This window comes from Desulfovibrio intestinivivus (assembly GCF_053570665.1).
This window is the reverse complement of sequence record NZ_JBRBQT010000001.1, coordinates 2,958,965-2,972,387: the sequence shown is the minus strand read 5'-3', so window position 1 is coordinate 2,972,387 and position 13,423 is coordinate 2,958,965. Positions and strand designations below refer to the sequence as shown.

Below are 13,423 nucleotides of genomic sequence, written 5' to 3'. Positions count from 1 at the left end.
GGCCCGGGGGCACAGTCCCCGGGCCTCCATCTTTGGTCCACCACAGCCTAGTTTATGATGACCTAACCGCCGATAAGCTTCATGGCCATCTGCGGCAAGGAGTTGGCCTGCGACAACATGGCCACCGCAGACTGGGTGAGAATCTGGTTGCGGACAAAGGACGTCATTTCTGTTGCCACGTCCACGTCGGAAATACGGGATTCAGCAGCCTGGAGATTTTCAGCCTGAGTATTCAGGTTGGTAATCGTATTTTCCAGACGGTTCTGCACCGCGCCAAGGTGCGCGCGGATTTTATCCTTGGACACAATGGCCTTCGTGATGGCCTCAAGCGACTGCTGCGCGGCCTGCTGCGTGGAAACCGTGCCGCCCGCGCGCAATGTGTTGGTGGCGGTATCATAGGCCTGATTGCCAACACCAAGGGCAGATGCAGTGGTGCTACCGATGGTGATATAGTAGTAGTCTTCGGCAGAATCGTTGCCGGTGCCAAAGTGAACCTTCAGCTTGCCGGAAGCCGTCATGCCGCTGCCATCGTGCGAGTCAGAGGACAATGTGCCGTTCAACAGGTGGATACCATTGAAATCGGTGGCGTTGGCGATACGGGTAATTTCCGAAGCCATTGCCTGGTACTCGGACTCGATCATCAGGCGCTGCGTGGAATCATAGGTGCCGGTGGCCGCCTGTTCCGCCAGTTCCTTCATGCGCGTGAGCTTTTCATCGATGATGCCAAGCGCGCCGTCGGCGGTCTGGATCATGGAAATAGCGTCGTTCGCGTTACGCGCGCCCTGATGCAGGGTGGTTATGTCGGCGCGTTGCAGTTCTCGAATTGCCAGACCTGCGGCATCATCAGCGGCGCTGTTGACGCGAAGACCAGACGACAAGCGCTGCATGGATTTTCCCAGTGCCGAGTAATGCGCATTTAAATTTCTGGCCGTGTTGTCGGCCATCATATTATGGTTAATGACCAAAGACATGGGACACCTCCTGGTGGTTACTAAGCTGTACTCGCCAAGATGCAATCCATGTGCCAATAAAAAAAGTTATTATAATTTACATAGTTATAAAATTTAAATTGTAACCGGAAAAAATTTCCCTCCCCGGAGAGGAATTTTTGACAGTATATCAAGACATTCACGCAAACCACTTTGCCTGCTTGCTTCGGCCATGGAGGCTGGTCTGCCCGAAGGCTTATGATGTGGCAACCTCATGCGCTCGATGCGCAGGCAGCCATTGAGCGCAGGCATTGCGCACAGGCATACGCCTGAGGAAAAGGTATTCGTTAAGGTCGTGGGCCGTGCGCACCATACAGAAAACCCCGGCCTGTTCCCCCCATGTATCGGGGAGCTGGCCGGGGTTCGCTGTTTTCAGCGCCCTGAGGCGGCGATTAGTGCGGAATAATGTTGGCCAAAAAGTCCTTGGCGCGCTGGGTTGCCGGATTGTCGAAGAACTTGTCCTTGGGGGAGTCTTCAAGAATCTGGCCGTTTTCCATAAAGAGAACTCGGTTGGCGACCTTGCGGGCAAAGCCCATTTCGTGGGTAACGACCATCATGGTCATGCCTTCGTAGGCCAGTTCAACCATGACATCCAGCACTTCGTTAATCATTTCCGGGTCAAGTGCGGAGGTCGGCTCGTCAAAAAGCATGGCCACGGGATCCATGCACAGGGCACGGGCAATGGCAACGCGTTGCTGCTGCCCGCCAGAAAGCTGTGAAGGATACTTTTCCGTCTGCTGTTCAAGGCCGACCCGCTTGAGCAGCATGTGGGCCTTTTCCATAGATTCTTCGCGGTTGCGCTTGAGCACTTTTTCCTGAGCCAGAACAAGGTTATGGATGATGTTCAGGTGCGGAAAAAGCTCAAAATGCTGAAAAACCATGCCAACGTGGCTGCGGAGCTGGGCCAGGTTGGTCTTTTTGCTGGTTACTTCTGTGTTGTTTACAAAAATTTTGCCAGACTGCACGGGTTCAAGGCCGTTCACGGTTTTGATCAGCGTGGATTTTCCCGAACCGGAAGGCCCGCATACCACAACAACCTCGCCCTTGTGTATGCGCGTGCTACAGTGGCTCAGCACATTGAAGTCACCGTACCACTTGGATACGTTTTCCAGAATGATCATGGCTTCATCGGTGGGATTAATCATTGATTGAGTCTCTTTTTTACCATGGTTACGGTGGCTGAAACACAGAGGCAGACCACAAAGTAGCCGGATCCTGCAATCAGTACCATATCAATTTCATAGCCTGTTGTTTTGCCAATGTTGGAAGCGGTGCGGAAAAAGTCGGCAAGGCCGATGATGTACACCAGGGCGGTATCCTGAAAAAGAATCATGCCCTGGGTCAGCAGCAGGGGCGTCATAACGCGGAATGCCTGCGGCAGGATGACATAGGTGATGGTTTGCGACTTGGTCATGCCAAGGGCAAGGGATGCCGCATACTGGCCGCTCGAAACACTGCGCATGCCTGCGCGGATAATTTCTGCATAGTAGGCCGCCTCAAATGCGGTAAAGGCCACTATGGCGGAAACAAGCCGGATGTCTGTTTGCGGCGAAAGATTGAAGAATGAAGTCAAAAACTGCGGCACAATGAGGTAGAACCATAACAGCACCATCACAAGGGGGATGGAGCGGAAGCAGTTCACGTAGGCGGCGGAGAGCCAGCGCATGGGCGCGTAAACAGAAATGCGCGCCACAGCAAGCAACGTGCCTATCACCATGCCAAAGGCAATGGCCGTAATGGTGATCTTGAGCGTTACCAATGCCCCCTGCGCAAGCAGGGGCAGGCTCTGCTGGATGATGCTCCAGTCTATGCTAAACATTTTTGCCTCCTGTGCTCATGGAGGGCAAACGCATTTTGTTCTCCAGCAGTTTCATGGAACGCATGACCACAAAATTCAGGAAGGCGTAGGCAAGCGTAACCGCAATAAACGATTCATACGCGTAGCCAGAAAATTCCAGAAGGCGGTTGGCCTGCGCGGTCAGTTCTATAAGTCCCACAGTTGAAGCGACTGCGGTGTTTTTGACCATATTGAGCATTTCTGAGGTCAACGGCGGAATAATGATGCGGTAGGCATTGGGCAACAGAACATGCCGATAGGTCTGCGGCAGCGTAAGGCCAAGGGCCAGGGCGGCGTAGCGTTGTCCGCGCGAGAGCGCCTGAATGCCAGACCTGACCTGCTCACAGACGCGCGCCCCGGTAAAGAAACCCAGCGCGCAGGTGGCAATGACAAAAAATTGGATGTTGGGGTTCAGTTCTGCCTTAAACCATACGCTAGCTTTGTAGGGCAGCAGGTCGGGTGCTGCGAGGTACCATATGAAAAACTGAACGATAAGAGGTATGTTACGAAAAATGGTCACATAGGCTGTGCCAATGGTACTCAGAATCTTGTTGGGCAGAGTGCGGAGAATACCGAAAAAAGAGCCCAGAAGAAAAGCCAGAATCCAGGCACAGACAGACAGGGCCACTGTCGTCAAAAAGCCGTCCACCAGCCAGCTAAAGTAGGTGACGTTTCCGAACGGCGCCTGCTCAAAAAAAATGCCCCAGTTCCAGTTAGCCTGCATTCGTTGGTTCCATCCCTGTGTAAAAAACGTATCTCATGGTGCAGCGGGCTTAAACGCATGCCCGGGAGCGCCCGCTTGCGCCTGAAGCTCCCGGGCATGCCTAAAATCAGTTCAGGGCCTTGTCGTTGGGGGCCTTGAAAAGAGCCTTCATTTCGTCAGACATTTCAAAATTCATGTTCATGTTCTTGGGCGGAATCGGCTGCATGAACCAGCGGTTAAAGGACTTTTCGGCGTTGCCGTTGCCCTGTTCCGCGGCAATCACGTCGTCAAGCAGCTTCTTGAACTGGGCGTCACCCTTGCGCACCATGCAGCCGTAAGCTTCAAAGCTCTGCGGGGTACCCACGATGATCCAGTCAGCGGGCTTTTTGGCCTTGGCGCGTTCACCGGCAAGCAGGGCGTCATCCATAAAGAAGGCCACAGCGCGGCCAGATTCTACAGTGCGGAACGCATCGCCGTGGTCTTTTACGCTGATGATGTTGATGGCGAGGCCCTTCTCGTCATTCATCTTGTTCAGCAGCTTTTCAGATGTGGTGCCGGAGGTCACGGCAACGTTCTTGCCCTTCAGGCCGTCAAAGTCCGTGATGCCGGAGTCTTTGTTGACCAGCAAGCGGGTGCCGATGATAAAAAAGGTGTTGGAGAAGTCAACCTGCTGCTGACGTTCCAGGTTGTTGGTGGTCGAGCCACACTCGAAATCAAAGGTGCCGTTTTGCAGCAGGGGAATGCGGTTCTGCGAGGTGATGGGCACAAAGCGCACCTGGAGGTTGGGCATGTTCAGCTGTTTTTTAACGGCTTCCACAACCTTGTTGGAATAGTCCTGTGCGTAGCCGATAACGTTCTGCTGAAGATCGTAGTAGGAAAAAGGCACGGAAGATTCACGGTGACCCACAACAATCACGCCTGTATCCTTGATTTTTTTCAAGGTCCCGGTGAGTTCCTCTGCCTGCGCCTGACCGCCCTGAACAGAGGTCAGCAGAAGCAGAGCCGCAAGAGCGGACAAAATGGATTTCTTCAGCGCCATGGTTTCCTCCTGGAATGGCATTTACGGAAGACGGCGCCCCGTTGCCAAATAGCAGCGCCGCCCAAGAAAACTATCCGGAAAATGGTGTTTGCCAGACCCATGAAAGCCAAGCCCCGCATTCAGTATCTACGGTGCTCTGGTTTTGATGGGGTGCCGGTGTGCAAGGGCACGTCCACGGCAAACAGTTTCCCTGAGTTCCTGCCAGAGTGCAGTGTCTGCGCTCATCGGGCGCGCCGATGCTGGCAGGCAAGAAAGCCGGGTGCGCTATCATGGTTCAGCGCACGCCGCTTCACGCTTCTGTGAACGATACGCGGCAACCGGCAAAGAAAAATACATCAAACCATGCGGCGCTTAGCGGTGCATGATCCATCGCTGACTGGTGCCTTGGGGGGGAGGCGTCGCTGCGCTCTTGAGCAAGTAAATGATGCGAAAATGCATTCGCAAAATTTTACGTCACATGTTCAGGCGTTTACCCCGTGCGGGTAAAAAGCTCACACAGCCTTAAGAGCGATTACAAGGTGAAATCGCTCCCGAGAGTGCAGGAACCACAAGCGGTTATGCTTGCGGCAGAACACCTGCGTCAAAATTTTCATTAAAATACCTCGGCATCATTATAAATATTAGCCCTGGTGTCAATATGACATCCGCTTGCGCTGACCTCGCGCGTGCTGCCCTCCAGATTTTTGGTAGACGCTTAAATGTAACATTTTTTTCAAACTTTGCGCTATTGGTGCCGCTTGTTTTGTCCGATAAACGATAATATGATCATTCTGCTTGGTTTACTGGGAGGCTGTTTTTCTCAGCCTCGGGCACAATTATCCGTTTTCCGACAAGGATGGGTTTATGGTTTTTATTTCCCATGCGTTTGCTCTGGCCATGCTGGTTATTTTTGCGGTTGTTGGAAAAATTGACGGATTGTTGTGGTTTGCCTTGGGTGGTGTGGCTGCCTGCCTGGCGGTGGATGCAATTATGTGGTTGCGCGCCCTGGCGGAGGCCAGGCAACTGCGCGAGCAGATGGATGAAGTCGCCGGCCGCGCTGGCGAATCCGGGGGCGCCAATAATAAGGAACGCCTTGCCTATTGCCTTGGGCGGCTGCGTTCTGCAGAAGATAATCTGGCTGCCGAGCGGCAACGCACTGTCGGGCTTGAAGCCGCCAATGCGGCGCTTCAGGCAAAGCTGCAAGCGGCGCAGGCCGAAAATACAGCCTTGAGTGAGAAATTTGAAAAGGGCGACACCGTGCTGCGCAAGGCGCATACTGTTTGCGCCAAACTCTCTGCCGAAGCCCAGAACCTTGCAACCCTGGTTACGGAAGTGAACCAGGGGGTTGCCGTGCAGCGCGACCGCCTGAACGAAACCGGCGGCGCTATGGACGCAGTCTCTCAGGGTGCGCACGAATCATCCATGCGCGTGCGCGAGCTTTCGGAAAACGCGCAAACGGCCAGCGGCAGCGCATCCGCCAGCAAGGAGCAGGTTGACGGCGCTGTTAGTTCCATTGAGCAACTCAAAAATACCATTGTGCAGCTCAAGGAAGCCATGGCAGGTCTTGGAGAAAAAGCCAGCAATATTGGCAAGGTGATGGCTGTCATCAATGAAGTTGCCGACCAGACCAACCTGCTGGCCCTTAACGCCGCTATTGAGGCGGCGCGGGCTGGTGAAGCCGGGCGCGGTTTTGCCGTTGTGGCTGACGAAGTGCGCAAGCTGGCAGAAAAAACCATGGGCGCCACGCGGGAAGTTGAAGACGCTGTGAAGGCAATTCAGCATGAGGCCCACCGTAATGCCGAAACTGTGGATGCCGCCGCGCGTCTCAGCCTTGAAGGCGCCAGTTCCGCCTCTGTGGCTGGCGAGCGCATGCGCGAAATTTTGGAGACCATGTCCGGCACAGCCCAGCATTTGCAGGCTGTGGCCGCCACCGCCGGAGTGCAGTCGGAAAATATTGAAGACGCCAATAATGCCCTGGACGAAATCCGCATAGTGGCGGAGCAGACCTCTGGCAATATGAAGGTCTTTACTGCTGCGCTTCTGACATTTCAGGGCGGCATGGAAGAGCTGGACATGATTGTAAGCGCCCTGGCAAGCGGCGACTATGATCGTGCATCTTCAAGCAAGTTTGTGCAGTGGACGCGTAATATGGATCTTGGCATAAATGATATAGACAGCCAGCATCGCCTGCTTGTTGACTATATTAACGATCTGCACAGCGCCATGACCAATAATAGCAGCGCGCAGGAAATGCTCGGCATTCTGCGCAAGCTCCGCGACTACACCAGTACACACTTCAGGGATGAAGAAAAGCACTTTGTCCACTCCGATTACCCCTCCACCAAGGAACATCTTCAGATCCACCGTGACTTTGAGGCCAAGGTCAATGAAGTGGAGCAGGGCCTCAAGCAGGGAACAATAACCCTGAGCATGGATCTGCTTTCCTTCCTTAAAGACTGGCTTGTGGAGCACATTATGGGCATGGATGCGCAGTACGCGCCCTATGTCAAAAAAGCTGCCAGGCTTGGCACGACCCGCAAGGTGCGGGCTGCCTGATTCCACTATTCCGGCTGTTTGTTAAAAGCCCGTTCCGGTTCAGGAAAGCGCAGTAGCCTGCGGTTTCAGGCCAGAGCGGGCTTTTATCATGCGGTAGTGGCAGGTTCTCTTGCTCTCCCACCTCTCGTTTCCAAGTTTGTGAAAATAGCGTAGATCCCCTTTCCACCATTGCAGGACTGGCGAAAATCATTCATATGCAGGTTATGGAATGATTGTTTCACCGCCGGGGGCAGGTCGTAAGCGGATTTTTTGGTTCGCACGGTTTTATGGCTGTACAAGCAAGTGATCTCGCTGCTGTAAAAAGCGGTCTGTGTTCAAGCCTGGGAGAGTGGATGCCAATTCAACTCGTTGCTGCAATCAACCGCGTCTCCAAAATATTGTGCTGTGGGCTTGTCTGGCTCATTTTGCAGGCATTGCCAGGTGGGGCATGCGCGTTCGATACGGCTATCGCGCATATTGGTGATGTGAGCCTCACCCCCACCGAGCAGACCTACCTGCGCGAACATAGAAAAGTTACCCTGTGCGTTGACCCTGATTGGGTTCCTTATGAGCAGATAGACGCATCGGGCAAACACGTGGGCATTGCAGCCGATCTTCTGGCCCTGGTCGCAGACAGAACCGGCCTTGAGTTTGAGCTGGTGCGCACCGCCGACTGGAATGAAAGCCTGGCTTTTTCCAAAAGCGGACAGTGCAAGGTGCTGAGTTTTCTCAATCAGACCACTGAACGCAGTGAATGGCTTATCTTTACCTCGCCCCTGTTCAGTGACCCCAACGTGTTCATAACCCGCGAAGAACATCATTATATTTCTGACCCGGCAGCGCTTGAGCACGAATCCATCGTCTTTCCCGAAGGCACGGCAATGGAAGGTTTGATCAGGGAGCGGTATCCCAATCTTGAGATCAAGCTTGTGCGGTCAGAGGATGAGGCCATGAAAATGGTCTCAAGCCGCCGCAGCTCCATGACCATGCGTTCCCTGATGGTGGCCGCCTACACCATACGCACAAACGGGCTGTTCAATCTGAAAATTGCCGGGCAATTGCCCATGTACATGAACCACCTGCGCATTGGCGTAAGCAAGGGTGATGTCACCCTGCGCAATATTCTGGACAAGGGCGTGATGTCCATAACACCGCAGGAACGGGGAAGGGTGGTAAATCAGCACATTTCCATCAATGTGCAGTCAGCCATCAACCCCATGTGGTTTCTTTTTGGCGGCGGGATAGGCGCTGTCATTGCCTTGCTCTGGGGCTACTGGACGTATCGGCTACGGCGGCTGAATGCAGTGCTGCTGCATATTTCAAATACCGACAAGCTCACAGGCCTTGCCAACCGGCAAAAACTTTCTGGCGATATGGCCGAGGCCATGCTGCGTGCGCACCAGCGAGAAGTTCCTCTTTCCGTGCTGTTGCTGGATGTGGACAATTTCAAAAATGTCAACGATACCTTTGGGCATCTTGCTGGTGACGCTGTGTTGCAGGCCCTGAGCGCCCTGGCTGTCGATGTGCTGCGCCCGCAGGATATTGCCGGGCGTTGGGGTGGGGAGGAGTTTCTTGTGCTTTTGCCTGAAACAGATGCCAATGCAGCCGGAGAAATTGCAGAAAAGCTTCGCCGCCGGGTTGAAGAGTTCAGCTTTGCAGACGGCCTGCACTGTACAGTGAGCATCGGCCTTGCAGAAATGCGCCCCTATGATACTCAGGACAGCCTGATCCACAGGGCGGATACTGCGCTTTACCATGCAAAAAGAATGGGAAAAAATCGAGTTTCAGTGGGCTGATTCCTTGTGCATTTGAGGTTTTAAATTGCGTAATTATGCCATACCAGTTTATAATATCGGGTCATGAACTTGCTTGGAACAAATATTTGGAGTAGGTTTATTGCTATAGGTTTTTAATTTTCATATTTCCGTAACAGCCTTTTGACGTTCACTTTTTGTTGAATGCTGCATGGCCTCCTTTGCCTCCATTCGCTGCCAGATGTTCTGTTTCTTGGGAGTTGACGCATTCTGCCGATGCGGGGTTCATATGACGGATTCCCAGCCAAACCTTCGTTCAGAGTCTGAACGCAACAAATCATCCCGGCTGCATTCCCACAAGCAGCTATGGGTCATTGCCACAATCAATTTGCTTGTTCTGGGCATTATTATTTTTGCGCTGGTGGGCAGCAGGCAGCAGGAACTCGCCAAGGCCGCCAACACGCTTGAAAGCGTTTCCCGATCCATTGATGATGTTCTTTCCTGGCGTTTTGAGAAAATCAATCTTGCCCTGCTGGGCGCGGTTGATGAAGCGCAACAGCAGGCACTGCGCGGCGATGTTTCCTGGGAACGCTTTGAAGCCTATGGGAAAAACCTTGATGATCGCCTGCCGGACACTCTTGGCTTTTTGCTGACAAATACGCAGGGGCGGGTAGTGTACGCTTCTCCCCGCGCGCTTTCTGGCGAGATGTCCATCACCAACGCCGACCACTTTGTTCAGCTGCGCAATAATCCCTCCCCTGGGCTTGTTATTTCCCATCCTTTTTACAGCCAGTTGTGGACGCGCCCCATCATTGTGCTTTCCATGCGCTATTTGTTGCCCGATGGTTCGTTTGGCGGCGTTGTGGCCTGCGCGGTCTCCATAGATATGTTTTCGGACATCATGGCTTCAGCCGTCATTGTGGGCTCAAGCGCCGTGGCCACCCTGTGGGACAAAAAGCTGGGCCTTGTCACGCAGTACCCGCGCGGGCGTTTCTGGCTTGACGCCAAACCGTCGCCCCCGTTGCGAAAACTCATTGAACACGATGCCGCCCCAAGCATCTACCAGCACAGGCGTGCAGATTTTGGTGATAAAAAAAGGATCGCGTTTTATCGCAAGCTTCGCCAATGGCCCCTGTATCTTTCTATTGGCCTGTATGAGCACGCCGTACTCGCCAAATGGCGGCAGGACATTTTTTCACTGGGTTTTTTATGGATAGTCTGCGTGTTTATTTCATTCTGGAGCGGCATGAGCTACACCCGGCAGCTCAAGGCACTTGAATTGGGCGAAAAGCGCTATAAAGGCCTTTTTGACAATATGCAGGCAGGCATGGCCCTGTGCGAGCCGGTCTTTGCGCCAGATGGAAAAATTTGCGATTTCAGACTGGTTGAGATCAACCAGGCCTACTGCGATGTATTCAAGGCGGGGCGGGAAGACGTTATCGGCAAAACGCTGCTGGAAAGAATCAGCCCCAAAACCAGCGAAACAGCCCGCTGGGTGAATCCGCTCATAGCCACTGCGGATACCGGTGAACCGTCTCATTTTGAATTTTACCTTGCTGGCAATAACCTGTGGGCAGATATTGTTGCCTATCGCTCAGAAGCTGGAATCATAGCATTTTTGTGTACGGATATAAGTGAAAGAAAATTTGCGCAGGGGCGGGCAAGCCGTATTTCACAAATGTACGCGGCGCTCAGCAGATGCAATCAGGCCATTGTGCGCTGTTCTGGCAGAAACGACCTTTTTGCAGAGGTCTGCCGGGCTGCTGTGGAAGCTGGCGGCATGAAGGGAGCCTGGATTGGTCTTGTTGAAAAGCAGACAGGCAACGTGCAGCCCGTTGCGTCATTTGGCCTGAGCAATGCCGATCTGCAAAAGCTCGACATATCTGTATGGGCGTCTGACCCCAAAGGGTCCGGGCCAACTGGCTGTGCAATCCGAAACAACGAACCTGTCTGGTCAGACGACACCACAACTGACCCCAGGCTTGCGCCCTGGTGGCAGCTTGTGCGCAAAACGGGTTTTCTTACTGTTGGGGCGCTCCCCTTGCGCCAACGGGGAGAAGTTGTTGGAAATTTGACGCTCTACGCCGACGATGCCGGAACCTTTGATGCAGAGGTGCGCGAGCTCTTGGGGGAAATGGCCCTGAACGTCAGTTTTGCGCTGGATAATTTTACCTGGGAAGAAGAGCGTCGCCGCAACGAAGCCCGCATCAATGAGCTGGCCTACTACGATCAGCTGACCGGTCTTGCCAACCGCCCCCTGCTTACTGACCGCATCCGGCAGGCAGTTGCGGTGGGCATGCGCACGGACAAGCTCAGCGCGATGCTGTTTATTGACCTCGACCGGTTCAAGACGATCAACGATACGCTTGGTCACGCACACGGCGACAATCTGCTCAAGCAGGTTGGGCAGCGCCTGCTTGCCATTGTTCCAGCAGACGACACTGTGGCGCGCTTTGGCGGCGACGAATTTGTTTTGTTATTGCACGGTCTGTCGGGCAACAGCGAGGAGGCTGCTGAGGCCGTGGCGCTTGTCTGCCGCAAAATTCTCACTGCCGTACGCGAGCCAATTCTTCTGGAGGGCATTACCTGCAACTGCACAGCCAGTATCGGCGTTGCCCTGTTCGGCAAGCAGAGCATCACTCCCGATGAACTGCTCAAGCAGGCGGATCTTGCCATGTATCAGGCTAAAGATGCCGGAAGAAATACCGTGCGTTTTTTTGATCCGGCCATGCAGCAAACCGTCATGGAGCGCATAGAGCTTGAGCGGGATCTTGAGGAAGCCATACGCCTTGAGCAGTTTGTGCTGTATTATCAGCCGCTGATCAGCGTGGATGACACTGTGTTTGGCGCAGAAGCGTTGATTCGCTGGCAACACCCCAAGCGTGGTATTGTGCCGCCTGCTGATTTTATTCCCCTTGCGGAAGAAAACGGCATGATTGCCCGCATCGGCGCATGGGTGGTGCGGGAGGCGTGCAGCCAGCTTGGGCGCTGGGCTGAGATACCCGAGTTTTCAAATCTGACAATTGCCATCAACGTAAGCGCCCGCCAGTTCCGTGAAAGTGATTTTGTACGAGATGTTACGGCAGCGGTGCGGCAAACTGGCATTGACCCAGGTCTGCTGAAGCTGGAACTGACCGAAAGTCAGCTGGCCGTGAACATGCAGGAAATCATAGCGTCCATGGTCAAGTTGAGCAATCTGGGCATCCGGTTTTCGCTGGATGACTTTGGCACCGGCTATTCATCCATGGCGTATCTCAAACTACTCCCGCTGGATCAGCTCAAGATTGACCGTTCTTTCATTCGCGATCTGCTCACAGATCCCAACGATGCCGCCATCGCCAGCATTATCATCGCACTTTCGCAAAGCCTTGGTTTAACCACCGTGGCCGAGGGCGTGGAAACACGCGAGCAGAAAAGGGCCCTGCTGAACATGGGTTGCACGTTGTTTCAGGGGTTCCTGTTCAGCGTACCGCTGGCGGTGAAGGACTTTGAGCGTTATCTGGCGCGCAGGAATGCAGCGGCAGCCGCTGAGGGACATGGTAACCAGACCGAGAGCGCTGAAAAGACCAAAAGCACCGAACAGGCAACGGCGGGCGAGGGCTGGGAATAGCCTGAGCAGGGTGAAAAACTTGGGCAGGGCAAAGTGCAGGCCTACTGAGCGCCTAGCCATGCCTGAAAAAAACTGAGTGCTTCCCAAATAACAAGGGCGGGGTAAACCCCGCCCCTGAACGTCATATCCGCAAAATATCCACAAAAATTCAGTTATTCGTTGATGCCGTCCAGTTGCTGCCATTTGCCGAGGTGGCTTTCAATATGCTGGCAGATTGCCGCCTGTTCTTCCTTGCCTTGCCCGGCAACGGTGAGGGGGCTTGCAAAGGTGTAGCGTATGGTCAGGCCGGGTTTTACCGGGCCCAGCTCTTTAATCTTTTTGCCCTGTCCCCAGGCATCGGTCTTGAGGGCCAGCGGCACAATGGGTACTCCGGCTTTTTTAGCCAGCTTGACGCCGATGGAATTGAACTGCTGCGGGTTGAACTGGCGCGAGCGGGTATGCTGCGGAAACACAATGATGGAGATGCCCTTTTTCAGGCGTTCCAGCCCGCCGTTCAGCACTGCTGTGAGGTCTTCACGCGGATTGGCGCGCCCAACAACGATGGGGTCGCGCGAGCACATCACCGGGCCAAAAAACGGCATGGTTGTCAGGCTTTTTTTGACCACAAAGGTCACCTGGCGGCGGGGCCGGATCATGGCCGGAAGCATGAATGTTTCCAGCGTGCTCATGTGGTTGGCCACAAACAGGCAGGGGCCGTCCACGGCTTCAATGGCGTCCATGCCTTCAATCTCGATGGGGCAGCCCATGCGCTCCATAAGGTCTGCCACCCACGCGCTGGCATATACCCAGGCGGCATCGTCGCACTGCCCTTTGGACGCTCTGGAGCACAGCCAGCGCACCGGGCCGAGAAACAGGCGGCTGTAAAAGCTGAGCGAGGGCAGCATACGGCTGAAAAAGCCCGCACTTGCAGGCTGACTGCTGTATGTGTCGCCCGTGAGAAACTTGGCTTCAAATGCGCCGTCAACAAAGGGGTTCAT

The 13,423-nt window shown here is 54.1% G+C and carries 9 protein-coding genes; 3 read left to right on the top strand and 6 right to left on the bottom strand.

What is annotated here, in order from left to right:
• Positions 1–62: 62 nt before the first annotated feature.
• The 5 genes from ACUZ9P_RS12660 to ACUZ9P_RS12640 all read right to left on the bottom strand — a co-directional run bounded on the left by ACUZ9P_RS12660 (position 63) and on the right by ACUZ9P_RS12640 (position 4,568).
• Positions 63–971, bottom strand: coding sequence for a flagellin N-terminal helical domain-containing protein (locus tag ACUZ9P_RS12660; RefSeq protein WP_449249979.1), 909 nt, complete (start codon positions 969–971; stop codon positions 63–65).
• Positions 972–1,381: 410 nt separating this feature from the next.
• Positions 1,382–2,110, bottom strand: a complete 729-nt coding sequence (locus tag ACUZ9P_RS12655) for an amino acid ABC transporter ATP-binding protein (protein ID WP_027180933.1) — start codon at positions 2,108–2,110, stop codon at positions 1,382–1,384.
• Between the two features lie 20 nt (positions 2,111–2,130).
• Entirely contained in the window at positions 2,131–2,808 is a 678-nt protein-coding gene (locus ACUZ9P_RS12650) for an ABC transporter permease subunit (protein WP_022659397.1), read from the bottom strand.
• Positions 2,801–3,550 (bottom strand): amino acid ABC transporter permease, encoded by a 750-nt coding sequence (locus ACUZ9P_RS12645; RefSeq protein WP_449249978.1) that lies wholly within the window; start codon positions 3,548–3,550, stop codon positions 2,801–2,803. The genes ACUZ9P_RS12650 and ACUZ9P_RS12645 overlap by 8 nt, the downstream gene beginning before the upstream one ends.
• A 106-nt stretch (positions 3,551–3,656) precedes the next feature.
• Positions 3,657–4,568 carry a glutamate/aspartate ABC transporter substrate-binding protein gene (locus ACUZ9P_RS12640; RefSeq protein WP_298994301.1) on the bottom strand — a complete coding sequence of 304 codons (912 nt, stop codon included), beginning with the start codon at positions 4,566–4,568 and terminating at the stop codon, positions 3,657–3,659.
• Positions 4,569–5,411: 843 nt separating this feature from the next.
• Between ACUZ9P_RS12640 and ACUZ9P_RS12635 the strand changes: the two genes are divergently transcribed.
• The 3 genes from ACUZ9P_RS12635 to ACUZ9P_RS12625 all read left to right on the top strand — a co-directional run bounded on the left by ACUZ9P_RS12635 (position 5,412) and on the right by ACUZ9P_RS12625 (position 12,446).
• A complete protein-coding gene (locus ACUZ9P_RS12635; RefSeq protein WP_449249977.1) occupies positions 5,412–7,103 on the top strand; it encodes a bacteriohemerythrin in 1,692 nt (563 codons plus the stop codon).
• A gap of 332 nt (positions 7,104–7,435) precedes the next feature.
• Positions 7,436–8,878 carry a diguanylate cyclase domain-containing protein gene (locus ACUZ9P_RS12630; RefSeq protein WP_449249976.1) on the top strand — a complete coding sequence of 481 codons (1,443 nt, stop codon included), beginning with the start codon at positions 7,436–7,438 and terminating at the stop codon, positions 8,876–8,878.
• Positions 8,879–9,125: 247 nt separating this feature from the next.
• Positions 9,126–12,446 (top strand): EAL domain-containing protein, encoded by a 3,321-nt coding sequence (locus tag ACUZ9P_RS12625; RefSeq protein WP_449249975.1) that lies wholly within the window; start codon positions 9,126–9,128, stop codon positions 12,444–12,446.
• A 152-nt stretch (positions 12,447–12,598) separates the two neighbouring features.
• On the opposite strand, the gene ACUZ9P_RS12620 is transcribed toward ACUZ9P_RS12625, so the two are convergent.
• Positions 12,599–13,423 (bottom strand): lysophospholipid acyltransferase family protein, encoded by an 825-nt coding sequence (locus ACUZ9P_RS12620; protein WP_449249974.1) that lies wholly within the window; start codon positions 13,421–13,423, stop codon positions 12,599–12,601.

Bases quoted from the DNA above. Each gene is read 5' to 3' on its own strand.
- ACUZ9P_RS12660 (WP_449249979.1), bottom strand. From the start codon at position 971: ATGTCTTTGGTCATTAACCATAATATGATGGCCGACAACACGGCCAGA.
- ACUZ9P_RS12655 (WP_027180933.1), bottom strand. From the start codon at position 2,110: ATGATCATTCTGGAAAACGTATCCAAGTGGTACGGTGACTTCAATGTG.
- ACUZ9P_RS12650 (WP_022659397.1), bottom strand. From the start codon at position 2,808: ATGTTTAGCATAGACTGGAGCATCATCCAGCAGAGCCTGCCCCTGCTT.
- ACUZ9P_RS12645 (WP_449249978.1), bottom strand. From the start codon at position 3,550: ATGCAGGCTAACTGGAACTGGGGCATTTTTTTTGAGCAGGCGCCGTTC.
- ACUZ9P_RS12640 (WP_298994301.1), bottom strand. From the start codon at position 4,568: ATGGCGCTGAAGAAATCCATTTTGTCCGCTCTTGCGGCTCTGCTTCTG.
- ACUZ9P_RS12635 (WP_449249977.1), top strand. From the start codon at position 5,412: ATGGTTTTTATTTCCCATGCGTTTGCTCTGGCCATGCTGGTTATTTTT.
- ACUZ9P_RS12630 (WP_449249976.1), top strand. From the start codon at position 7,436: ATGCCAATTCAACTCGTTGCTGCAATCAACCGCGTCTCCAAAATATTG.
- ACUZ9P_RS12625 (WP_449249975.1), top strand. From the start codon at position 9,126: ATGACGGATTCCCAGCCAAACCTTCGTTCAGAGTCTGAACGCAACAAA.
- ACUZ9P_RS12620 (WP_449249974.1), bottom strand. From the start codon at position 13,423: ATGAACCCCTTTGTTGACGGCGCATTTGAAGCCAAGTTTCTCACGGGC.